The organism is Myroides odoratimimus (genome assembly GCF_038039805.1).
Lineage (GTDB): Bacteria > Bacteroidota > Bacteroidia > Flavobacteriales > Flavobacteriaceae > Flavobacterium > Flavobacterium odoratimimum_B.
The window spans coordinates 104,009-126,902 of sequence record NZ_JBBPHK010000004.1; the positions used below are offsets into that span (position 1 = coordinate 104,009).

The 22,894-nt window shown below is 33.5% G+C and carries 21 protein-coding genes and 1 other RNA gene; 9 read left to right on the forward strand and 13 right to left on the reverse strand.

Features of this window, described 5'->3' with window-relative positions:
* Positions 1–385 precede the first annotated feature (385 nt).
* Positions 386–2,836 carry a DUF5686 family protein gene (locus tag AABL85_RS05310; protein WP_286413756.1) on the reverse strand — a complete coding sequence of 817 codons (2,451 nt, stop codon included), beginning with the start codon at positions 2,834–2,836 and terminating at the stop codon, positions 386–388.
* Between the two features lie 41 nt (positions 2,837–2,877).
* Complete coding sequence (gene aroQ, locus AABL85_RS05315; RefSeq protein WP_286413754.1) at positions 2,878–3,294, reverse strand: type II 3-dehydroquinate dehydratase; 417 nt, start codon at positions 3,292–3,294, stop codon at positions 2,878–2,880.
* A 416-nt stretch (positions 3,295–3,710) separates the two neighbouring features.
* Between aroQ and AABL85_RS05320 the strand changes: the two genes are divergently transcribed.
* Together AABL85_RS05320 and xerD are read left to right on the forward strand one after the other, a co-directional pair.
* Positions 3,711–4,349 carry an outer membrane beta-barrel protein gene (locus AABL85_RS05320; protein WP_341309405.1) on the forward strand — a complete coding sequence of 213 codons (639 nt, stop codon included), beginning with the start codon at positions 3,711–3,713 and terminating at the stop codon, positions 4,347–4,349.
* A gap of 87 nt (positions 4,350–4,436) precedes the next feature.
* Complete coding sequence (gene xerD, locus AABL85_RS05325; RefSeq protein WP_341309406.1) at positions 4,437–5,351, forward strand: site-specific tyrosine recombinase XerD; 915 nt, start codon at positions 4,437–4,439, stop codon at positions 5,349–5,351.
* 51 nt (positions 5,352–5,402) lie between these two features.
* Here the strand turns inward: xerD and rny are convergent, their stop codons facing one another.
* From rny to AABL85_RS05345, 4 genes are all read right to left on the reverse strand, one after another.
* Entirely contained in the window at positions 5,403–6,965 is a 1,563-nt protein-coding gene (rny, locus tag AABL85_RS05330) for a ribonuclease Y (protein ID WP_286413750.1), read from the reverse strand.
* A gap of 53 nt (positions 6,966–7,018) precedes the next feature.
* Positions 7,019–7,126, reverse strand: a non-coding RNA gene (gene ssrS, locus AABL85_RS05335) — 6S RNA.
* Positions 7,127–7,184: 58 nt separating this feature from the next.
* On the reverse strand, positions 7,185–7,493 hold the full coding sequence (locus AABL85_RS05340; RefSeq protein WP_006257033.1) for a cell division protein ZapA: 309 nt from the start codon (positions 7,491–7,493) through the stop codon (positions 7,185–7,187).
* Positions 7,494–7,500: 7 nt separating this feature from the next.
* Positions 7,501–7,791, reverse strand: a complete 291-nt coding sequence (locus AABL85_RS05345) for a hypothetical protein (RefSeq protein ID WP_286413748.1) — start codon at positions 7,789–7,791, stop codon at positions 7,501–7,503.
* Between the two features lie 112 nt (positions 7,792–7,903).
* Between AABL85_RS05345 and AABL85_RS05350 the strand changes: the two genes are divergently transcribed.
* Both AABL85_RS05350 and AABL85_RS05355 read left to right on the forward strand, forming a co-directional pair.
* Positions 7,904–9,670 carry a M23 family metallopeptidase gene (locus AABL85_RS05350; RefSeq protein ID WP_341309407.1) on the forward strand — a complete coding sequence of 589 codons (1,767 nt, stop codon included), beginning with the start codon at positions 7,904–7,906 and terminating at the stop codon, positions 9,668–9,670.
* Positions 9,671–9,775: 105 nt separating this feature from the next.
* On the forward strand, positions 9,776–10,534 hold the full coding sequence (locus AABL85_RS05355) for a hypothetical protein (RefSeq protein ID WP_341309408.1): 759 nt from the start codon (positions 9,776–9,778) through the stop codon (positions 10,532–10,534).
* A 33-nt stretch (positions 10,535–10,567) separates the two neighbouring features.
* Here AABL85_RS05355 and AABL85_RS05360 read toward each other — a convergent pair whose 3' ends face one another.
* From AABL85_RS05360 to AABL85_RS05390, 7 genes are all read right to left on the reverse strand, one after another.
* Positions 10,568–10,984, reverse strand: coding sequence for an SRPBCC domain-containing protein (locus AABL85_RS05360; protein WP_341309409.1), 417 nt, complete (start codon positions 10,982–10,984; stop codon positions 10,568–10,570).
* Between the two features lie 86 nt (positions 10,985–11,070).
* Positions 11,071–11,631: a histidine phosphatase family protein gene (locus AABL85_RS05365; RefSeq protein WP_341309410.1), complete on the reverse strand. Its 561-nt coding sequence runs from the start codon at positions 11,629–11,631 to the stop codon at positions 11,071–11,073.
* The gene (locus AABL85_RS05370) at positions 11,616–12,392 is read right to left on the reverse strand and encodes an adenosylcobinamide-GDP ribazoletransferase (protein ID WP_341309411.1); all 777 of its coding nucleotides are present in this window, start codon (positions 12,390–12,392) and stop codon (positions 11,616–11,618) included. The genes AABL85_RS05365 and AABL85_RS05370 overlap by 16 nt, the downstream gene beginning before the upstream one ends.
* On the reverse strand, positions 12,389–13,393 hold the full coding sequence (gene cobT / locus AABL85_RS05375) for a nicotinate-nucleotide--dimethylbenzimidazole phosphoribosyltransferase (protein ID WP_341309412.1): 1,005 nt from the start codon (positions 13,391–13,393) through the stop codon (positions 12,389–12,391). Before cobT ends, AABL85_RS05370 begins: the two co-directional genes overlap by 4 nt.
* Before the next feature lie 128 nt (positions 13,394–13,521).
* A complete protein-coding gene (locus AABL85_RS05380; RefSeq protein WP_341309413.1) occupies positions 13,522–14,094 on the reverse strand; it encodes a Crp/Fnr family transcriptional regulator in 573 nt (190 codons plus the stop codon).
* A 43-nt stretch (positions 14,095–14,137) separates the two neighbouring features.
* Positions 14,138–14,899: a DUF4369 domain-containing protein gene (locus tag AABL85_RS05385; protein WP_341309414.1), complete on the reverse strand. Its 762-nt coding sequence runs from the start codon at positions 14,897–14,899 to the stop codon at positions 14,138–14,140.
* A gap of 4 nt (positions 14,900–14,903) precedes the next feature.
* Positions 14,904–15,227 carry a YbaB/EbfC family nucleoid-associated protein gene (locus tag AABL85_RS05390; protein WP_006257023.1) on the reverse strand — a complete coding sequence of 108 codons (324 nt, stop codon included), beginning with the start codon at positions 15,225–15,227 and terminating at the stop codon, positions 14,904–14,906.
* 503 nt (positions 15,228–15,730) lie between these two features.
* Between AABL85_RS05390 and AABL85_RS05395 the strand changes: the two genes are divergently transcribed.
* From AABL85_RS05395 to AABL85_RS05415, 5 genes are all read left to right on the forward strand, one after another.
* Positions 15,731–16,048: a GNAT family N-acetyltransferase gene (locus AABL85_RS05395; RefSeq protein ID WP_286413730.1), complete on the forward strand. Its 318-nt coding sequence runs from the start codon at positions 15,731–15,733 to the stop codon at positions 16,046–16,048.
* 13 nt (positions 16,049–16,061) lie between these two features.
* Entirely contained in the window at positions 16,062–16,604 is a 543-nt protein-coding gene (locus AABL85_RS05400; protein WP_286413728.1) for an NADPH-dependent FMN reductase, read from the forward strand.
* Positions 16,605–17,389: 785 nt separating this feature from the next.
* Positions 17,390–19,090: a S41 family peptidase gene (locus AABL85_RS05405; protein WP_286413726.1), complete on the forward strand. Its 1,701-nt coding sequence runs from the start codon at positions 17,390–17,392 to the stop codon at positions 19,088–19,090.
* Between the two features lie 102 nt (positions 19,091–19,192).
* Complete coding sequence (locus AABL85_RS05410; protein ID WP_341309415.1) at positions 19,193–20,656, forward strand: S41 family peptidase; 1,464 nt, start codon at positions 19,193–19,195, stop codon at positions 20,654–20,656.
* Between the two features lie 161 nt (positions 20,657–20,817).
* Entirely contained in the window at positions 20,818–22,878 is a 2,061-nt protein-coding gene (locus AABL85_RS05415) for a S9 family peptidase (RefSeq protein ID WP_341309416.1), read from the forward strand.
* Positions 22,879–22,894: the final 16 nt, after the last annotated feature.

Here is a 22,894-nt window from a genome sequence, read left to right on the forward strand (position 1 = left end):
TTAGTACAGGGGGTGTGATTTCAATATTTGGTATTAAGATATAAGCGTAAGGCTTGCACTTTATAGGGGTTTTCTAGGAGATTGCTAGGGGTTTTCCTGCCTAGAAGGTGTTTTTGTCGAAGAAATGTGCGAGAAATCTGCTAGTATAACAGTACAAACTTCATTAACTACTAAATATACACTGAGAAGAATGCCGGTTCTTATATACTTATTTATGAATGTAGTTTTTGATATTTCAAGATTCAGGTTTTTGAAGTCGTGGTTATTCTATCTGTTGTGTAATTGTAGACTGCTAAGCACTCTTTTAAACTAAGCTTGTAAAGTAAGAGTCTATAATAAGAACGACTTCTATTCTTATTGAATATCAAATGCTAATACAGCGTTATTACTTTTGGATTAAATCAAGTACTTTAATACCAAATACAAAACCAAAATTCTTATAAGGGCCATTCGAAACAGTTTTAAAGAAGTCTATTCTAAATGGTCTAAACTTTCCAAAACCAAAGTTATTTAAGCCTATACTGTATTCTCCATACACATCTTTATCAGGAACATTCAGCATATGGTATCCCACTACTATAGAATATCGAGTTTTATTTAATAGAGGAATTTTATTCATTATATACCCTCTAAAGTCATGTTCTAAATGGAACTCAATATAAGATTTATTTGTACTGTACTCATAGTATGGTAGTAGATTAAATTGTTTGTTATAAACAGCGGTTGATCCTATAAAGGTTCTATTACCATTAAAGTGTTTATAGTCTGTGAAGGCTATGTCGTTTTGCTCTAAGTATTTTCCAGCTGCTAACCCTATGTATAAGTTCCCTATTTTACCGATATTATCATTGTATTGCGTTGCAAATGATACAAAGGTATAGTTATAATTACTGGTTGTAGCATTCAATGTCTTATCTAAAGTAAGTGATATAATAGGATACTTAGAAGTAGGTAAGTATTGTTTATAATCGGGATAAGTGATTATTTTTTGGTCAAAGATTATGTTTAATCCTAAGTTAAATTTAAAGATAGAATTATCTTTAAATGGTGCATTATCAAAATCTGTAGGGTCTAAAGGGTTGTTAGATGTAAAGTCTTTTTGTGGAGCAAATGGTGGGCTGTTAAGACTATTGCTTAATGATTTTCTATGAGCATATTCTAATAACCCACTAAACTTAAATCTATTAAATGCATATTGTTCATACTTGATTTGAAGATAACTTTTTTGAAAGTATTTAGCATAGTTTTTACCAAAATAAGCACTTGCAAAAGAGTTAATAGGTGTTTTAATAGGATCATCTTGATTAAACTGTAAGATGGTACTACCACCAGAGATAGTGATAGTATTGTAGTCTATTTGATTAAATATGTGAGATGCATATCCTGATACTCTATATTTGTTTTCTGAGATACCATAGTTGACGATTGTACCAAGTTTAGTTTGAGAGTAGTCATCTTTTACTTTTACATAATCTAAGCCCGTGGTAACGTTAAATCCCTGAACAGCATTAAATGCAAAGGTAGAAAGTAATCCACGATAGGTAATAGCTGAGTTTTTATAAGAATTTAAATGTTGATATCCTTTGACTAGCTTAAAAAGAGTGAAGTTATTAGTTCTATTATCTATTGAATCTAATGTAGCTTTAGTGGCTTCCTGAATTTTTATTTCTTGTTCATTGAAAGTTGCCATCTCTTTTTTAGATAATGGATATGGTCTATTCTTTTCCCAATAACTTTCTGGCTGATGTAAAAAGTTATTTGAATATTGGATTAATTCATTACTGAATTGCGATTTATTAATAGAGTTGTCTGTTTGGTAATTTGTATAATGTGCTTTAAATGAACCAACATAGTCAAAGACCAAGAACTTTCCTTTTAAATATAAGTTCTGACTCTCTTTAAGGTATAGATTTAATGCAGCGTTGTGTTTATATTGTTGAGTGATTACTACTTGTTTTACATTCTTTAATCCTACATTTTCTCCATTCATAGCGGCATAGAGTTCTGTAATTTGCCATTTATCGCTAGTGATTTTTATTTTACCTTCCATGATAGGTTCTCTATCTCTTTTTGGAGTAAAGCTTATCGTATATATATCATTTCCTAAAGAATCTGTCTCTTTCTTCAGTAATTTAAAATAGTAATATGTTTTAGCATAGGACATCAAAGGAGAGATTACATTGATCTGATTTGAAACGATTTTATCGTATAAATTAATATCACTATCCGTTGCTGTTAAGAAGAAAAGGTCTTTTGCCTTACCTATTTCATTAAAGGCAATAACCCTTTCTTTGCCATAATCTTCATTGAGTACAGTTTGTTGAGAAGATAATTCTCCTAGATAGATATAGTTATTTACATCTGTTATATCTAGTGAGGGGTCTAAATCTTTTCGTTTTTGACCTAAGAACGTTTCCCTTCCAGATGCAAGCTGTAAATTTCCCTTAGAATAATAGTCAAGAGTGTACTTCTTTAAGTTGTTAGTTTTCTTATGTGTACTAGCTAGATCCATAATGAAAACAGCGTATTCATCTTGAGGGTTGTCATAAAAAATATCTGTTTGTTTTAATGGTGTTAGTACTAATTGTAACTTATCATAAGTACTTTTGTTAGGAGAGTACTCTGTTCTTTTGATTGTGTAATCTTCCTTTTGGGCATAGATATATTGCCCTGAGGTTATTTGTATTTGAAATTCTCCATTTTTATTAGTGATAGTTTGCTTGTCTGTTCTTTTTATAAATACTAAAGCATTCTCTATAGGATTACCCTCTAAGTCTACGACTTTTCCATATACAGTTGTGTCTTGTGCGTAACTACTATATATAGATAGGAGCACAAAGCATATAAAAGTAATATACTTAAACAAAGAATGTTTCATTATAACTGAAAAGAAGCAATAGCTAGGTCATAACTTTTTAGTCCGAAACCTAATATTACTCCATGTGATACTGGTGATATATAAGAATGTTTTCTAAAATCTTCTCTCTTATGTGTATTAGAGATATGTACTTCGATAACAGGTGTTGTTATACCAGAGATGGCATCAGCTATAGCGATAGAGGTATGTGTATACGCTCCTGCATTTAAGATAATAGCATCGTAGCTAAAGCCAACTTCATGTATCTTATTAATAAGCTCTCCTTCTATATTAGATTGATAATATTCTAGCTCTATTTCAGGGTAATTAGCTTTAAGAACTTGAAAGTAATCTTCAAAAGAAGTGTTACCATATACTTCAGGTTCTCTTTTCCCTAAAAGATTCAGATTAGGTCCATTTATAATTAATATTTTCATGAAGGTCATTTTACTTCTGACAAATATATTATTTAATACTTAATCAGTCGCTTAAAAAATGATTTATACTTCTTACTATATGTTATATAGTGTTTTTATAAATAGTTTCTTACGACTTTAAGAATACTGTTTTTTGTTTTTATATGTATTTTATATTGTTATTTATGTTAAAAAACATTTTATAAATGCTAGTTATGGTGTAGAATAAGATAATAAATGTTTTTTTGTGTTTAAAAATACTTTTTTTAACTATTTTTTATGAATTTATTTTAATTTACTATTATATTGTTTATTAGTGTTTTAGTGTTGTTTTATTGTTTTTTGTGTTATGTAATTGTTATTTTATTATTAAAAATTACATCGCTCTTGGTGATAGTCGCTACATTTGAATTGTTAATTAAAAATAGCTTAAAAACATGAAAAAACTAGTACTTTCATTAGTTGCAGTTGCAGCTTTCGGGTTCACTGCTAACGCACAAGAAACAGAAAAACCAACTTTCGGATTCCAAGAAACTAACGTATTTGTTGAGGGATCTTTTGAATTAAAAGATGCTACATCTAAAGAAGACGGTGTTAAAACTAAAGGGACTAACTTTAATTTTTCTCCTAAAGTAGGATATATGTTATCTGACAAAGTAGCTGTTGGGGTTGCTTTAGGTTTCGGAAAAACTTCTTTTGTTGAAACTTTAGAAGGTAAAGAAAAATTAGGTGAAAACTTAAAAACATTATATGCTGGAGCTTTTGCGCGTTACTATTTCTTAGAATTAGGACAACGTTTCAAGACTTATGCTGAAGTTGGTGTAGGATTTGACGAAAGAAAATCTGGTGATTATAAAAATACTGGTATAAAAGCAGGTTTAGATTTAGGAATGAACTATTTCGTTACTAAAAATATAGCTATTAGCTTTGGTTTAGGTGATATTTTATCATTTAGATCTGGTAAGGATAAGTTTAAAGGAGAAAGTGGTGAAACTGCTACAGAAACTGGAGTTAACTTAAATGTATTCAAAAACTTCTTTGATACTCCAACATTTGGTTTAACTTACAAATTCTAATTAGAATAAAATCTTATTTGAATATAGAGAGCCTCTTTTTAGAGGCTCTTTTTTTGTTTGTATATTTGAGATATAAAAGAATGTATTATGGCTTCTGGGTATTGGGAAGGATTTATTAAGATGTTTACGACATATTTAAAGTTAGAGAGAGGGCTATCACTTAATTCGATAGAAAGTTATGAATTAGATATTCGTAAGTTTATCGGGTATATAGAAGGGTATGATGAGCAAGTCTTATTAGAGACTATAGATGTTAGTGTGGTACAGGAGTTTTTGTATAGTATTGCTGATATAGTTGCACCTACTACACAAGCGCGTATAATATCAGGATTAAAGAACTTTTTTAACTACTTTATCTTAGAAGGGTATCTAAAGGTTTCTCCCGTAGAGTTGATAGAAACTCCTAAGACAGGACGTAAATTACCAGATGTGTTAAGTGTAGAAGAAATAGACATGCTTATAGGGTCAATTGATCAATCTACTCCAGAAGGCTTTAGAAATAAAGTGATGTTAGAAGTCTTGTACAGTTGTGGTTTGCGTGTAAGTGAATTAGTAGGGCTTCGGCTATCAGATCTCTTTTTTGAAGAAGGATTTATTAGAGTTATAGGTAAGGGGAGTAAGCATCGCTTTGTACCTATTGATCATAATAGTATGGAGCTAATCGTATTGTATAATGATTCTATACGGTCTCATCAGGTAGTCAAGAAAGATAGTTCTGATATCTTGTTTTTAAATAGAAGGGGAGGACAGTTAACTCGTGCTATGATATTTACTATTATTAAGCGTTTAGCTGTGGAAGTAGGTTTAGAAAAGAATATTAGTCCACATACCTTTAGACACTCCTTTGCTACACATTTATTAGAGAATGGAGCAGATATAAGAGCCATTCAACTAATGTTAGGGCATGAGTCTATTACCACAACAGAGATTTATACACATATTAGCACAGAGCGTTTGAGGTCAGTATTAGAAGAGTTTCATCCACGTGCTGGTAAGATATAAAAAAAAGAGCTATTCAAAGGAATAGCTCTTTTTTGTGACTTGTAGTCTTTATTATTTAGCAATATTGATTGCTCTAGTTTCTCTAATTACTGTAATCTTAACTTGACCTGGATAAGTCATTTCTGTTTGGATTTTTTGAGAGATATCGAAAGAAAGAGTAGCAGCCATTTCATCAGTTACTTTTTCGCTTTCTACGATAACACGCAATTCACGTCCTGCTTGAATAGCATAAGCATTTTTAACTCCTCCGAATTCATTAGCTATACTTTCTAAATCTTTAAGACGTTGAATGTATGAATCTAATACTTGACGTCTAGCACCTGGTCTAGCACCTGAGATAGCATCACATACTTGTATAATCGGAGCGATTAATGTAGTCATTTCTATCTCATCGTGGTGAGCACCTATTGCATTACATACTTCAGGCTTCTCTCCATATTTTTCTGCCCACTGCATACCTAAGATAGCGTGAGGTAATTCGCTTTCTGTTTCAGGAACTTTACCGATATCGTGAAGTAATCCAGCACGTTTAGCTAGCTTAACATTTAGACCTAGTTCTGCAGCCATCAATCCACATAATTTAGCTACTTCACGAGAGTGTTGTAGTAAATTTTGTCCGTAAGAAGAACGGTATTTCATTCTACCTACTATTTTGATTAGTTCAGGGTGTAGACCATGAATACCTAAATCAATAACAGTTCTCTTACCTATTTCGATAATTTCTTCATCGATTTGTTTAGTTGTTTTAGCTACTACTTCTTCGATACGAGCAGGGTGGATACGACCATCTGTTACTAATCTATGTAGAGATAGACGAGCAATCTCTCTTCTAACAGGGTCAAAGCAAGATAGAATAATAGCCTCAGGAGTATCATCTACGATGATTTCTACTCCAGTAGCAGCTTCTATAGCTCTAATGTTTCTACCTTCTCTACCGATGATTCTACCTTTTACATCATCAGACTCAATATTGAATACAGATACACAGTTTTCTACAGCTTCTTCTGTTCCTATGCGTTGAATAGTATTGATAATAATCTTTTTAGCCTCTTGCTGAGCAGTAAGCTTCGCCTCTTCGATAGTTTCTTGTATAGAAGCCATAGCATTTGCTTTTGCTTCATTTTTAAGGCTTTCTACGATTTGAGCTTTTGCTTCCTCAGCTGTAAGACCAGAGATGATTTCTAACTGTTCTACTTGAGAACGGTGAAGTCTATCTACCTCTTCTTGTTTCTTTTCGATGATTTCAAGCTTATTGTTGTATTCAGCAACCTTTTTTTCACTTTCATCATTTGCTTTCTTCGCTTTAGCTAATTCACTTGAAATTTGAGACTCTTTATCTCTAGTTCTTTTCTCAGCCTCTGCCATCTTCTTATCACGAGCTAAGATTACTTGTTCATGTTCAGATTTTAACTCTATAAACTTCTCTTTAGCCTGTAATATTTTTTCTTTTTTTATTGCCTCTCCATCAATTTTTGCATCACGCAATATCGTTTTGGCCTCGTTTTGAGCATTAGACAATATTGAGGAAGCATGGTTTTTTTCAAGGTACTTCGCCACCATGAAGCCTATTGCAGCACCAAGTATTATTCCCCCAACGATCATTAGTATTTCCATAAATGTTTCTATAAATTATATATAAAAAAAGCCCACATTAGTTTGAGTCGCGTAAACTCTCTTATTAACAAGTTTTGAGTTAGCTTGCTTTTCAAGGATCTGCGCAAGGCAGCATGCTTTAGTTGCAAAGATTCACCCATTTTAATTTGTTTGTGTTGAGTTTATCAAACAGTACTAATGTGAGCAGTATTTTTAGTATCTTATGTTAAGAACGAATTGTTATATTTTTTTAGAAAGCACACGATCTAAAGCTTCATCCAATCTGATTAAACGTTCTACAGCTTTGTTATAACTATCTGTAGTGTCAATTGTCTTTTGTTCATTTTGTGATGCGAACTGTAACGCACACATCGCTAGAACATCTTGCTTATCTCTTACAGCATAGTTTTCCTCAAATTGATGTATCATTAAATCTATCTTCTTCGATGCCGATCGCAGTCCTTCCTCTTGCGAATATGCTACCGTTAGTGGATACACTCTATCAGCTATAGATAGTTTTATTTTTAATTGTTCATCTTTTTGACTCATATTTCTCCTATTTTGTGAGATGAGCTATACACTGATCTATTTCTTTAATCAATGAATTTATCTTGAGTTTCGTATCTCTTCTATTTTCTTCACTGCCCAATAGTGAATTTGCTAATTGTATTGACTCATATTTTTTATAAATAGAGTCTAATTGCTCTTCATTTTTATGAATCTCTTTTTGAGCTTGCTCCAAACTAGTTTTTAACTGTTTGTTCTCTGCCTCCAAGACACTTAGCCTTTGCATAAGTTTAGCAAACTTTACCTCTAAAGAATTAATAATATCAGTTAGCTCGCTCATTATACTTGTTATTCACTATCCTTTCAACAAAGTTACAATTAGTATTTAAATTTAAAAAAGTTTTCTGTAAAAAAAAAGGTTATTTATCTTTTTCTTTAAACAGCTTTTAGCTATGTGTTTCATTTTTAGAGATAATACTATTTTTTATGGGGTTATTATGTATTTTAGCAGAAATGTTTTAAAAATTATGAAAGTAAGAATACTACCTAGTCTTTTTTTAAGTGTATTAGGAACTTTTGCTTATGCACAAAATACCGAAACCTTCGATAGTCCTTTAAATATTAACATACACGCCTCTGGTAATTTCGGAGAATTAAGAGGAACCCATTTCCATACAGGTCTTGATATAAAGACACAGCAGAGAATTGGTTTACCAGTTTATGCTCCAGCAGATGGATATGTATCTCGTATAAAAGTATCGACTTGGGGATATGGTAAGGCTTTGTATATTGATCATCCTAATGGACAGACTACTGTATATGGACATTTAGATTCTTATGCTGGAGATATTACTACTCTTGTATTGAATAGACATTATTCAGAGAAGAGTTTTGAGATAGAGATTTTTCCTCGTAAGAATGAAGTATTAGTGAAGAAGGGACAAATCATTGCATATACTGGAAATACAGGCGGATCTGGAGGTCCTCACCTTCACTATGAGATCCGCGATACAAAGACACAGAATATCATTAATCCATTAAAAGAAGGGATGGATAAGTTGCTAACAGATACTCAAGCCCCTACTGTTAACGGACTTTATGTATACCCTGTTGGCGATGGAGCTATGGCTAATGATAGTGAGACTCCACAGCAGTTATCTTATGTGACACAGAATGATGGTAGTTTTTTGACCTCTCCAGTAAAGGCTAGGGGAGACATTAGTTTTGGAATAGATATTCATGATACTGCAAATTTTAATACCAATAAGAATGGCGTATATATGGTTGAGACTTTTGTAAATGGCAAGGCTTTATTCTCTTATAAGTTTGATACTTTTTCTTTCTCTGAGACTGGATATGTCAATGCTCTAATAGACTATGAACGCTATGTGACAACAAAGAAAAAAGTGCAAAAACTGTTCTATGAGAAACCTTATAATCTATCTGTTTTAAAAGTAGATCCTAATAAAGGAATTGTCACTGTTAAGAATGGACAGAATTATAATTATAGTATTGTGTTGTCAGATTATCACGGGAATAAGAAAACGATCAATATTCCTGTAGAATATACAGATGCGACTGCTAAAGTGAAGAAGTCAGAAGCAAAAGGAGAATACAAAATAGTTACTGATAGAGATTACATTTTTGAGAAGAAGAACGTAACAGTGAGTTTTCCTATTAAGACATTTTACAATGACTTTTTGATGGATATGTCTGTAGAAGATGGTGTTCTAAAATTGCATAAACCTGTTGTTCCTCTAGCTAAGAATATTCTTGTGTCATTTGACACGTCTTCTATGAATATCTCTAATCGAGACAAAGCATTTATTGCTAGAGTAGATGGAGGTAGAAGAGATTATTTTAAAACTACTAAAAAAGGTAATTTGTGGTCAATCTATACCAAGAGCTTTGGAGATTATAAAATCTTAGTGGATGAAAAAGCGCCTGTTATAGAAAAACCTAGTTTCACAGAAGGACAATGGTTAACTAAAGAGTCTCAGATATCTTTCTTGATTAAAGATGATTTATCGGGTATTAATACAATTACTGGCTTTATCAATGGCAATTGGATATTGTTAGATTATGATTACAAGACACGTAAGATTGTACACAAGTTTAGTGATGGCAAAGTAGTGACTGGTCGAAACGACGTAGTTATAAAGGTAAAGGACAATGTAGGAAATGAAGGAGTCTTTGAATCACATTTCTTTAGAGGATAGAGAAATCTCATATTATTAACTATAAAGCTTTGTTGAAAAAATGCTGAGTTAGTGTTGTGTACAGAAACACTAATTATGTATCTTTGAAGTATTAAATTTTCTATTATGAAAGTAAGAATAACCCTGTTTTTAAGTGTACTATTTTTAGTAACAGCTTGCAAACAAGAAGGCGAAAAACCAAAAGTTATTTATAAAGAAGACGGTACCTCTGCTGCTACAACTGAAGTGGTGAAAGAAAGAGACCGTTCAGAAGATATTCGCATAGCTGACCTTCCTATTATGATGGGAAAATCAGATCACCTGATCCATCCTATAGGAGAGATTAGAGTATATAGCTATTCTTCTAAAAGTGGTATGAGTAAAGTAAACCAAACTTCTTATACTGTATCTAACTATGCGCCTTTTGAACTAACAGGGTATCTAGAGAACCTTATGTTCCAACATAAAGATTCTTTACAAATTAGACCATTAACAGATAAGAAAGTACAGATACAGAATGTATCTTACCTTAATACGATAGCAGAGAAGACTAAGAAGAATATATTAGTGTACAGTCTATTCGATGCAGATACGAATAGAGATGGAAAGGTAGACTCTAATGATATCAAGACATTGTATATTAGTAGGGGAGATGGTACACACTTTAAGAAGTTAAGTGCTGATCTACACGAGTTGTTAGATTGGACAGTTATTGATAGTCAGAATAGATTGTATTTTAGAACAATAGAAGATATTAATAAAAATGGTGCTTTTGACAAAGATGATAATGTAAACTACTATTATATTGACCTGTTAAGTAAAGATTGGGAAGTGATCAGTTATGACCCACTTCATATCAATGCAGAAATAGAAGTAGATAAATAAAAACAAAACTCGTGAATTGCTTCACGAGTTTTTTTATGCCTTCTTAGCTCTGTTTTTTAAAGCGATATTCATAGCTTCAAAGCCTTGTCTAGTTTTAGTTTGTAGTTTCTTTTTGAATAGGGGAACTAATATTCCACTGAATACCTCTCTGTGTATAAATAAGCAATGTTGCTCATCTAACTGTTGTATTTCGAATTGATGATGTCCATCGAATATCTCTTTTATCCCTAATTTTCCCTTCCAACTAAAGAGTTGTTCTTTTTGATTAGTTAGAACTATAGGTTTAAACTTCATCTCAGGTAGGTTAATATTGATTTGTTTCCCTATTATTGGTTCACCTGTGATGGATAGTATAAAAGGATTCCATTCAGGATATTCAGAGAAGTTCATTAATACTTGCCATATTGCATCCTTCGTAGCTTTAATCGTGATACTCGTTTCTATTGTCATAAGATTGTAAATTAGATAGACAAAGATTGTATATCTCCATTTATCACCTCTTGACATTTATCAAGAAAAGTAATCAGACAAGGGAGCTAAGCTTTCTGTAGAATAAAGTCATCCTGAGGAGTGGTTCCTAGATTAAAGTGAAAGACCTCATTATAATCTATCGGTATTTTAAAGGTGTTGTTGATCGGAGTTTGTAATAGGTAGTTCCACATACACCTTATCGGTCCTGCGTGAGTGACTAATAATACTTTTTTATACTCCGCTTTGCGCAGGTCATCTAAGAAAGTAGATACCCTGCCTTGTACTATAGACAAGCTCTCTCCATAAGGAGGACAAGTTTGTGCGAGCTTATCCATCCAGTTTTGTAATTCATCTTTTGGTATTTCGTCCCATTTTTTCATCTCCCATTCTCCGAAGTTCATCTCTAAGAGTCTGTCATCCGTAGAGTACCACTGAGAGAAGTAATCCGCTATAAAAGTACACCTCTTTAGAGGACTAGAGATAACAGTGTCGATATCATTTGGGATTCTATCCTTGAAGGTAGTTATATCATCAGGATAGTTATTTAATAGATTGACATCAGTCTGCCCATAACAGTGGCCTGGGGGAACGTCTACTTTCGTATGACGGATTACAAAAATTTCCATAGTGTTAGTGTTGTTAAGTAAAATAAGACTTCACATACCTGCTGTATTGTGCCAAGGCAGTCGCCAGTATATCCGCCTATGTGTTTTTTGAAGTACATAGTTAGATACATTTTTCCAATGTAGCTAACAAAAAAAGCTATAATAAATAACCAGTTATCAAATAGTATGTAAGGGACGATCGCTAGAATCAGAGAAAACAGTAAGGATGAATAAGACAGCTTTTGATTAGCCATTGGCTTAGACTTACTGTCATCTGTATCTCTTACATACCGATGAGTATATATGGCTGTAGCAGCGTGAAATCTACTCGTGATATGTCCATTTAGCATCACTACGAGTAAAAATGAAGTAGATAACTCGGCAATATTATGCAAGGCAAGAAACTTCAACAGGAGTAATAGAACGATACCTATGACACCATAAGCTCCTATACGACTATCTTTCATGATCGTCATAATCTTTTCCTTGCCATATCCACCGCCAAAAGAATCACAGACATCTGTAAATCCATCTTCATGAAAAGCCCCAGTCAGTAATACTGTGCTCACCATAGAGAGCACGATAGCTATATCTGCAGAGAATAAATAGGAGGCAGCCCAATAGACGAGTACTGCCATACCACCTACAAGATAACCTATCAGGGGGAAATATTTCTGAGACTTATTCATGATCTCATGGCTATAAGGTACTTTAAAAGGAATAGGTATTCTCGTAAAGAACATGACAGCCGTCAGAAAGTAAGTTAATTCTTTTCGGATCATTTGTTAGAAACATTTGCAGATTCGAAACTAGCCATTTCGTTTAAGAATGCTACAGCGCTCTGTATTAGTGGATATGCTAGAGCACAGCCAGTGCCTTCTCCTAGACGTAAGTTCATATCTAGAATTGCCTGTTCATTAAAAGAGCGAATCAATAGGTGATGACCTATCTCGTCAGATTTATGACAGAAGATTGCGTTATCAGTTATCTTTGGCTCTAGGTTAGCCGCGCATAAGAAAGCACTAGATGCGATAAAGCCGTCTACTAATATGATCATATTATGTCTGTATGCCTCTAGCATAGCAGCACACATCTGAGCGATCTCGTATCCTCCATATTGTTCTAGAGCATCTTTCGCATTCGCAGGTTTTGGATGAGTATTGATAATATTGGTAAGGATTTCTTTTTTTCTTTTTAATCCTTCATCATCTAGACCAGTTCCTCTCCCTACACATTTATCTATAGGTAGATCTAATAGAGAACTCATCAGTAAAGAAGCAGAAGAAGTATTTCCTATTCCCATTTCTCCAAATCCTATAATATTTGTCCCCGTAGTAGCGATATCTCTCACTATTTGCTCTCCAGAAGCGAAGCAGAAGGCTAGTTCATCTTTAGTTATAGCAGGGCCAGAGATCATATTATGAGTGCCATGACCTGCTTTAGCTTGTATTAAGTCAGGATGAGGGGCAAAGTCTTTACTCACACCAGCGTCTACTACTTTTAGATTGATATTGTGTTGCCTACAGAATACATTAATAGCCGCACCATGATGAAGAAAGTTAAGTACCATCTGATAAGTGACTTCAGTAGGATAAGCACTCACACCTTCTTTTGCTAGCCCATGATCAGCCGCGAAGACGATGATAGTAGGAGCTACTAGATTAGGTGTCAGAGTCTGTTGTACCTTTCCTATTTTGTAAGCTATCTTCTCTAATAGACCTAATGCTTGTAGAGGTTTTGTTTTTAAATCTATCTTACTTTTTAATTGTTGTTCAAGATTCATTTTACATTGTGTTTTTTGGTTTACACAAATATAAAATAAAAGAATGAGGACTAATCTCTATATCTAAGGAGCTCATTTATATAGAGTCACTATAATTAGAGAATGAAGGTGGTGTGTATGAGAAGTAATTAGAGTGCTTTCGTTTGTTTTTTTCTTATTCTACTCAGTGTCTCAGGTGTCATACCTAGCATGGATGCAATATACTGATGAGGTACTTCATTAAATAAATACCCTAGTTGATCCATAAAGTGGAGATAGCGCTGTTCTGCTGTTAAAGAGATAAATTGAAATATTCTATTTTCCATCTGTGTGAAACAGTGACCGATGAAGCCTCTCTCTTTTTCTGCCCAATTAGGGATCTGCTTTGCTAATGTCTTGTATTCTATAGAGGTAATCTGCAATGCTGTGACAGGTGTAAGAGCTTCTATTGTCCATCTAATAGGTGTGCCAAATAGCCAATTAGACAAGTCAGTCATAAAGTAGCCCGCTCCACTTATCCACTGTGTGACCTCTTTATCATCTACTAGAGCATAGATACGGATATACCCTTCTGTGATATAGTACAGAGGAGCACTCTTCTGAAGTGGAGTAATAATAGTCTCACCTCTATTGAATTGTATAGAAGAGAATAGTCCTTCTACTATAGAAGCTTCTTCTGTAGAGAGCTGTAATGACTGTTGTAATTGAATAGCTAATGACATAGATATAAATTATAAAAAAAAACGCCTATAAGGCGTTTTTTGATTATTCTTGAACTTCAGTAGTTGTATTCTGAGTAGTTGTCACTTGTGCTTCTGCTTCTTTTCTCTCTTTGATATACTCATTCAGTTGCTTTCCGTATTTGCGAGCAGTTACTTCAGGAGATAGAGAGTTATAGATCGTATCTAATAACTTAGTATGAGCATTGTACAAATCTGTCAATGCGATATAAGGACTCGCATCAGAGTTTTTATGATTAATAGCAAAGTTTACAGCATTAAGATACTTTCTGATAGTAAGCTTCTTAGATAGATTAGTAAGGCTATCTTTTTTAGCAGTGTTTTGTTCTTTTTCAGCATTAAAGATGTCTACTAATAAACCATTCTGTTTATCGATGATTAAAGAACGAGTCTTTAGATATTCATCATACACCTCTTGAGATTTAGAACCAGTCACCTTAGCATCACTATAAAAATTCTTTAGAGTCGTGTTGATCGTCATCTTTCCAGGCTCAGCGAAGAACATAATCTGGTTGTCCTGAGAGTTAGAATGACCGCGGTCTAAGGTTAAAAAGAATACTTCAGGAGAATCAATATTTAAGTCAAACTTAAAGTTAGCGTCTCCTTTTACATTTAATGAATCTATTGCTTTAAATACAGTATCTTGAATCTGAAATAGGTATAATTTACCTTGTTTAAATCCATCTACTTTACCTGTAACAGTAAGGTTACCTTTAGTTTCTTCTTTATTACAAGACACGAATAACGCCCCAGTAGCAAGTAAAAGAGCACAAACAATTTTTTTCATAATATTATTTAAATAGATCTAGTCCAGGGATATTCGGCATTCCATCTTTAGCAGCCGCAGCTAATTCTGCTTCATTGATAGCAGAGGCTTTTTCGATAGCACGGTTCAGTACCATGACTAAGTAATCTTCTAGTTGTTCTTTGTCCTCCATTAGTTCATCACTGATAGATAGAGAACGAATAGTTCTATTAGCAGTCATCGTTACTTGAAGTAACCCATCATTACTCTGATCATCTACTAATACGGTGTCTAATCTCTTCTTTGTTTCTTCTATCTTAGCTTGGGTCTCTTGTAGTTTACCCATCATGCCCATTAAGTCTCCAAACATGTTATGTACATTTTAGTTAGTGTCGCAAAAATATTAAAATCTTTTTAAGATAAATGATTTTGTTATAGAATAGTTAATAACAACTGAGGGATATTCTATATTATGACAGTGAATAAGGGAACCTACGGCTGTAAAAACGAAGTAGTCAAAAGGATATAAAAAAAGTGACCTAGTTATTTGGGGGTAACTAGGTCACTTAAGAAAAAGAAAGTTTTGTTGTTTTTGTTGTAATATGTAATTTACATATATCGTGCCAAAAAATATAAATACATAAAAAATTATGTTTTTTATTGAGATAAAATGTTTGTTATTATTCATTAAGTAGTTAATATTTCTTTTAAATAAAGGGATTGGAGAGATTGAAGTATTTTACTGGCACAGGATGTATCGGTGTGATCTTTATGTAGAAAAGTACAATAAACTTAATCTAGGTCAAGTGTAGTAGAAGAGATTTAGTTCTAATTTTGTAATAGAGGATAATTAACCAAGTAAACGTATAGGATATGAAAGAAGAATTTGTAAATTTAGAAGTAAATAAAAATGCTGATACTAACCGTTTTGAATTAACAGTAGATGGTCATACTGCATTTATAGATTATGCTGAAGAAGGTAATATTATTAAACTTATTCATACAGAGAGCCCAGAAGAGCTAGCAGGTAGAGGAGTGGCTACTGCTCTGATCGAAAAGAGTCTGATGTATATAGAAGAGCATAGCTATGAGCTGTACCCATTATGTCCGTTAGTATATGCCTATATTAAGCGCCATCCAGAATGGAAGAGAATAGTATCTAGAGCGTTTCCTGCATACGATAAACTATAACAATAAATAAGCTATGAAAATATTAGGATTTGGAGCAAGTACATCGAGTACTTCTATTAATAAAAAGTTAGTTGAGTATACCGTGCCTTTGTTCCCAGCGGGAGAAGTGGAAGTGATAGATCTGAATGACTATAAAGTACCTCTATTTTCTGTAGATCAAGAGAAGCAAGGTTTTCCAGAAGGAGCGAAGTTATTCTTAGAAAAGATAAAACAGTCTGATGCTATCATCTGTTCTATGTCTGAACATAACCGCAATTGGACAGCTTGTTTTAAAAATTTGTTTGATTGGTGTTCTAGAATAGAGTTAAAGCTATTCCAAGAGCGACCGATGTTCTTAATGTCTACATCACCAGGAGGATATGGAGGACAGAATTCATTGAATATCGCTAAGACTGTCTTCCCTCAGTTTGGAGGACAAGTAAAGGACAGCTTCGCATTGCCTAAGTATTATGAAAATTTTGATGAGGTGAATGGTATTATAAATAGTGAACTCGCAGCAGAATTAAAAGAGAAAATAGAAAAGTATAGAAGTGAATTAAACGAAGTAGCTTTATAAAGTAAGGTTATATATTTAGTGGATAATATAAAAGGTCAAAGAGATAATCTTTGACCTTTTTTTTACTTTTTAAATTCTTTTTTGGGCAATTTATATACCCAAAAGATTTCTTAGAAGGTACTTTTTTTATTTTTCAGCTTAATTTAATGGGGCCTGAACTATTTAATTGAAAAAAGATATCTGTTTTTTTTAAGCCTATTAACGCCTATTTTTTGTTTAAGTTGTTGTTTATTAATTTGTTATATGTTTTTTGTGTATTATACCTTATCATGTACTATACCTGCTGATTGTAGTATTCGTGGGGTTTAGAGTAAACCTCTTCGACAATTCATGGACAATCCCTCGATATTAGTGGAGTGGAGGACTTGTTTGTCGAAGAATGCTCCTTTTATATATCAACTATTCTCCTAGGATGTGCTGTGAGGAGAAAGGATGGTACAAATAGATGTAAAATCAATAATATTTAGTATAGATATGATCTAGTAGAGTAATCCTTAGCTGTACATAGAGGTTAGAATACGCGTGTCTATTTACTTTTTTATTAGCGTTATAAGTCAATAAAGCACGAGTTCTAATCGCTTTTAAAAAACGAGGTTTATACATACTGTAAAGTGTGGAGTTATTCAGTTATTTTTGAAAAGGTCAGAGACGTATGTTTCTGACCTTTTCTCTTTTATAGGTGTTTGATTGACAGTAAATAGCAAAGTTATTTTAGTGTTAATAGCTTAACTGCTCTGTGGCGTTATCAATATATTTAGAACATTAAACATCTAATTAACGATATAATGAAGAAATTTTTTGCACTGTTTACACTATTGATTTGTACTGTTTCTTTTGCTCAGCAAAGAGAGTTGAAAGAGGTTAGTTCTGAAAGTCTAATACATATATGGGGATTAGTCAAGTATAAACATCCTAATGTAAGTAGAGGTGGTTATGATATGGATCAAGAATTCTTAAAAGCATATACTACTCTAGAAACAATAAAGAACGAAGAGGCTTTAAATACTTTCTTAAAGCAATGGATAAAACAGTTCGACTCTTCTAAACACCCTCTAAAAAAGGATGGTATTAAAGTAAGTGAAGATAAATTATTTACAGTTAATGCTAGATTTGAATGGATAGACAGTGATCTCTATGATAAGGAATTAAAGTCTATTTTGACAGACTTAAAAGACAATACTAATTATGGTAAGTATTATCTAACTAATCGTAAAAAATCCTCTATCGTAAAGTTTGATAACGAAGAGGCTTTGGCTGACTTTAGTAATGAGAATGAAAGCCACCGTATGCTGTTTTTATCTTCTTTTTGGAATAGTATCCGTTATGGCAACGTGAATATATATCTAGCAGATACGCCATGGGATGAGGTATTGACTGAGTTCGTTCCGAGGTTTAAGACGACTGAAGGGATAGAATTTGAGTATCTAAAAGATGAGCTTTTCGTAAAGTTAAACGATTCACATAGTGATTATCAAGCAAGTTATTATCTGAACACTAAAGTTAAACGTTTTAGTACCTATGGAACCAAAAATATAAATGACTCCTTAGTGATAACAACTATTTATGACCCTATCGAGGCTAAAGAGAGTAATATAGAGCTAGGAGATGTTATTTTTAGAGTAGAAGGAAAGTCTGTAAAGGACTATAGAGAAAGTACAATAGGAAAATATGTAAGTGTATCTAATCCTAATTATTTAAAAAGATTTGAGAGTTTTTACTTTCCTGCTTTAGGAGATCAAGAATCAATGACAGTAAGTATAAAAAAGAAAAGTGGAGAGATTATAGAAAGAAGTGTTCCTCTATTAAAGGGAGAAGAGTTTAAGAATTTTAAAACAGTAGAGTCACTTTTTAAAGAACAGAAAGCTCCTGAATTAGGTGATGATATAGGATATCTTCATCTAGGTAGAGCGACAAAGAAAAAACTGAAGAATTTCTTTAAGGCTAATAATAGTAAGCAGAACATTATCTTAGATCTACGTGATTATCCTAAGAATATAAGCCCAGAGCTTATTACATCTTACCTATTACCTCATAGGACTACTTTTTTTAAAGCATTAGGTTGGTATGGGCCAGCGTTAGGAGAATGGGATATTAAGAAAGGCATTGCTAAGATTATAGATCCTTTCAAGGCGGGCAATGAGAATAAGGATTATTATAAAGGAACTGTAGTCCTACTTGTGGATCATACTACGCTGAGTGCTGCTGAATATATGGGAATGGGGATTCAGCAGGCACCAAGATGTATCACTGTAGGTAAGCAGACTGGAGGCGCTGTGACTAATCGTGTACGGGTACTTTTAAAAGATGATACTACAATAGACTTCTCAGGTTATGGCGCTTTCTACCCAAATGATAAAGAGTATAATGTTCACCGAAATGGTTTAAAGATAGATTATATAATACCTGAGTCTGCAAATAACTATAATGCGTATGGGATGATACAGTACGCAGTGGACTTAATTAATGAAAAGGGTTTAAGTAAGTAAGACAAACTGCTCAAGAGTAATTTTTAGATTAATTAAAATATTCTTTACATGAGTTTATTTAAGTTGTTATATTTGCTTTTTCATATTTAAATAAATAAAAAGATGGTGAAAATTCGTTATATTATGGTAATAACTTTTTTGTTTTTGCAGTTTTTTGCATTTGGGCAGAAAAAAGTAAAAGATTTTACCAAAGAGAATTACTTGGCTGATTTTGATTTTGTAGTAAAGGCAATAAAAGAACAGCATCCTAACCCATTCCGATTTATAACAGAAAAAGAGTTTGATAAAAAGGTAAAGGAATTACGTCATACTTTAGAGCAGAAACCTATCATAGAGAATTTTATCTTATGTAATCCAGTTGCGTTAATACGTGATGCTCATTCAGGTATTGAGATGGATGATATTATTTATGAGGATTATGTTAAGATGAGTCATTTCTTTCCTGTAGCTACTAGTGTATATGATAATAGAGTGTTTGTCAATCAGTACACTTTAGATATCCCAATGGGAGCTGAGATTACCAAAGTAAATAATGTAAGTACTGCTGACTTATTAAATAAGATACCAAATAAGGTAGATGGAGGAGTAGAAGCTAGTTCTAACAAGAACTTCTCTAATTATGCTTCTTTAATGTTTCCAGAAGTTCAGGAGTATACTATCGAATATAAGGAGACTGTAGAGGCAGCTCCTAAGACGATTACGCTAAAGGCAGTGAACTATAACGATTATGAGTATCATGCTCAGAAGAGTGTGCTACCACTAAGCACTGTTGCCTTCGCTAAAGGGATTTATGGGTACCCATTAAATGATGATACTTATATTCTGAAAATTACTACATTCAGTGTATCAGAAGCTTATGCATACTATATCTTGAACAACGTATTCCAAGACATCAAAGACAAGAAAATAAAAAAGCTAGTAGTGGATATTCGTGATAATGGAGGAGGTCTATTGTCTAATATTCCTTTGTTTTATTCTTTTATTAGTCCAGAGAAGAGTTTTAAAAATATATATAAATATGCGACTAGAGTCCCTAAAGTAAATATAAAGGAAAATCTATTAGATGAAAATGGAAAGTTGGCAAATACAGCTGATATCATTAGCCAAGACAACTTTATGAGTCAGCGATTTGATTATAATGAAGAAGATCAGTTCTATTATGGAAACAGTCGTCTAGATGATTCTTATGTAGAGAATTACCCACAGGATAAAAATGCGTTTACAGGTAAAGTGATTTTGTTAGCGAATAATAATACCGTATCAGCAGCAGCTTATTTTGCACATTTGTTTAAACTGAATAAGCGAGGTGATATCGTAGGTCAGGAGACTAGAAGTTGTAGTGATTTCACAACTGCAGCATGGTTTTTAAGTTATAAATTACCAAATACAGAATCTGTATTATCACTGCCTAGAAGTGAGGTGTTTTTTAATGCGATAGCAAATAAAGATCGCACTTGTAGAGGAGTATTGCCTAATCATACTATTAAAGCAGATGATTTTCAAAAGGGATTACAGCAAGCACAAGATGCAGAGATGAATTTAGCATTAGAACTCTTGAAGAGATAAAGATTAATACAACGATATAGAAAAGCCAAAGATGAGAGTCTTTGGCTTTTTTTGTTTCAATGGGAACAATAAATGGAAGAGTAGGTCATTAGTATTCATTTAAACCATGCTAACATTTATTTAAATATTAAAACCTTACTTTTGTGTTTTAACATTTGAAAATGAATAAAGATATACAAGCGCCAATAGCTACAGTGAGACCTCACGAGCTAACAGCACACAATCATACACGTATCGATAACTACTTCTGGTTAAACGATAGAGAAGATCAAGAGGTTATCGATTACCTAAATGCAGAGAATGCTTATTATGAAGCAAAAACTGCACATACTAAGGCTTTTCAGACAGATTTGTTTGAAGAGATGAAGAGCAGAATAAAAGAAGACGATAGTTCTGTACCTTATTTCTACAATGGATATTACTACATCACTCGATTTGAGAAAGGAAAAAATTATCCTATATTTTCTCGTAAAAAAGGAAGTTTAGAGGCTGATGAAGAGATCATGTTTGACTGTAATGCGATGGCAGAAGGACATTCTTACTTTCATTTAAGAGGTATCAATGTATCTGAGGATAACCAATGGGTGGCTTATGGGGTAGATACTGTATCTCGTAGAGAATACACATTGCAAGTAAAGAACTTAGTAACAGGAGAGACATCTCCTATCTCGATAGAGAAAACAACAGGTGGTTCTACTTGGGCTGCTGATAATAAGACGTTGTTTTACTCTCGTAAAGATGAGGTAACACTGCGTGCTGATAAAATCTATAAACACAAATTAGGAACTGCTATCACAGAGGATGTGATGGTTTACTATGAGGAGGATGATACATTCGATACACACATCTTTAAAGAAAAGTCGCGTAAGTATTTAGTGATAGGAAGCGAGAGTACGCTGACAAGTGAGTACAGAATCTTAGAGTCTAATAATCCCGATGGAGAGTTTAGAGTGTTCCAAGAGAGAGTGCGTGAGGTAGAGTATAATATCTCACACTACGATGGACATTTCTATATCATGACAAATTTAGATGAGGCAGATAACTTTAAACTAATGCGTTGTCCTGAAGATAAAACAGGAGTAGAACATTGGGTGGAGCTTATTCCTCACAGAGAAGAGGTACTGTTAGAAGGTGTAGATATCTTTAAAGATTACTTAGTTGTATCAGAGCGTTCTAATGGATTGGTTCACTTAAAGATTCAACCATGGGACAATGCTAAAGAGGCGTATTACTTGCCATTTGAGAGTGAAACATATAATGCATATACTGGTACGAACTTAGATTTCGATACAGAGATACTACGTTATGGATACCAATCTATGAATACGCCTTCTTCTGTAATAGACTTTAATATGCGTACGCGTGAGAAAGAAGTGAAGAAGGAACAAGAGGTATTGGGAACTTTTGACAAGAATAATTATGTAGAAGAACGCATCTGGGCTACTGCAAAAGATGGAGTGAAAATACCAATGTCTATCGTGTACAAAAAAGGCATGAAGAAAGACGGTACTAATCCATTCTTACAATATGCGTATGGATCATACGGATATTCGATGGAGCCTTATTTCTCTACTACACGTCTAAGCTTATTATATAGAGGATTTATCTATGCGATAGCACATATTCGCGGAGGAGAAGATATGGGACGTCAGTGGTATGAAGATGGTAAGCTATTAGAGAAGTGGAATACATTTGACGATTTTATTGCTTGTTCAGAGCATGTGATTGCTGAAGGGTATACTTCTCCAGAACATTTATATGCTGAAGGTGGTTCTGCAGGAGGATTACTAATGGGAGTAGTAGTGAATAAACGACCAGAGTTGTACAATGGAGTGATTGCTCAAGTGCCTTTCGTAGATGTGATGACGACTATGCTGGATGATACAATACCATTAACAACAGGAGAGTATGATGAATGGGGAAATCCGAATGAGAAAGAGTATTATGACTATATGCTGTCTTATTCTCCGATAGATAATGTAGTCGCTCAAGATTATCCGAATATGTACGTATCAACAGGGTTACACGATTCTCAAGTGCAATACTGGGAACCTGCTAAGTGGGTAGCTAAGTTACGTGTGATGAAAACAAATGATAAGCAGCTGTATTTAGATACGAATATGGAGGCAGGACACGGAGGAGCTTCAGGACGTTTTGAAGCTTTAAAAGAAGTTGCAAAAGAGTTTGCTTTTATGTTCGATTTAGAAGGGATAAAAGAGTAGTCTCTTTGTTTTTTTA